2 protein-coding genes and 1 pseudogene are annotated in these 1039 nt (G+C 48.1%); all 3 read left to right on the forward strand.

Annotated elements, in window-relative coordinates:
• Window positions 1–67 (forward strand): type III secretion system inner rod subunit SctI (gene sctI / locus R8N28_RS27085; protein WP_318183901.1); only part of this gene is annotated, 67 nt, incomplete at its 5' end.
• The gene (vscJ, locus tag R8N28_RS27090; RefSeq protein ID WP_318183900.1) at window positions 67–813 is read left to right on the forward strand and encodes a SctJ family type III secretion inner membrane ring lipoprotein Vsc; all 747 of its coding nucleotides are present in this window, start codon (window positions 67–69) and stop codon (window positions 811–813) included. The genes sctI and vscJ, both read left to right, overlap by 1 nt.
• Window positions 806–1039: pseudogene (gene vscK, locus R8N28_RS27095) on the forward strand (SctK family type III secretion system sorting platform protein VscK); the annotation flags it as partial. The gene vscJ and the pseudogene vscK, both read left to right, overlap by 8 nt.

Below are 1039 nucleotides of genomic sequence, written 5' to 3' on the forward strand. Positions count from 1 at the left end.
AGAGTTGATCGCGAAAACCGTGGGTAAAACCACACAGAATGTCGAAACGCTTTTGAAGGCGCAGTAATGATGAAGAATAAAAGGCGCGCGCTTTGCCTTGTATTTGCGCTGTTTTTGGTGGGTTGCCAAACCGAGCTGTACACCAATGTGAGCCAAAAAGAAGGCAACGAAATGCTGTCGATCTTGTTATCGGAAGGCGTGGTGGCGACCAAAGAACCGGACAAAGACAACAAAGTAAAATTGATGGTCGATAGCTCGCAAATCGCGTTCGCTGTTGATGCATTAAAACGCAAAGGCTACCCACGAGAGCAATTCTCGACGTTAAAAGAAGTGTTTCCAAAAGACGATTTAATCTCCTCGCCATTGGCGGAAAGAGCGCGTTTGGTTTACGCAAAATCGCAAGAGTTGTCATCAACGCTGTCGCAAATTGATGGTGTGCTGGTGGCGCGAGTCCACGTCGTACTAGAAGATCAAGATCTTCGCCCAGGCGAGCGTCCGACTCCTGCTTCGGCATCGGTGTTTATTAAACATGCTGCCGATGTGGCATTGGACTCTTACGTGCCTCAAATCAAATTGTTGGTGAACAACAGTATTGAAGGGCTGAATTACGATCGCATTAGTGTCGTGATGGTGCCATCTTCGGAGGTGCGAGTGACTACTCAAAGCAACCAATTTAAAAGTATTTTGTCGGTGCAAGTTACCAAAGAAACGGCGAACCATCTCATCGGGATTTTAGTGTTTATGGTACTGCTATTGATTGGCTCGAATGTCGCGACGTTCACGTGGTGCCGCAGGAGCGCAAAGCGTGGTTAAACCTGAAACACCGATGGCTCAGGTACTGCATCAGTTCAACTACTGCCCATGCCAGTACCTAGAGCAAAACTGGATCGTGCCAAAGCAGCCTTGGCTTCTTAATCTGGATGGCTGGCGAGATAACCCAAACTTCAACCTTTGGTGTTTAGAAGAGTGGGCGCTTGCGCCTGTTCCAGAAACGGCTTTTAACAAGCCACACCATAGCTTGGCTCTGCTTCCTCCTGAT

It is taken from the genome of Vibrio sp. Vb1554, from assembly GCF_033344235.1.

Bases quoted from the DNA above. Each gene is read 5' to 3' on its own strand.
- vscJ (WP_318183900.1), top strand. From the start codon at position 67: ATGATGAAGAATAAAAGGCGCGCGCTTTGCCTTGTATTTGCGCTGTTT.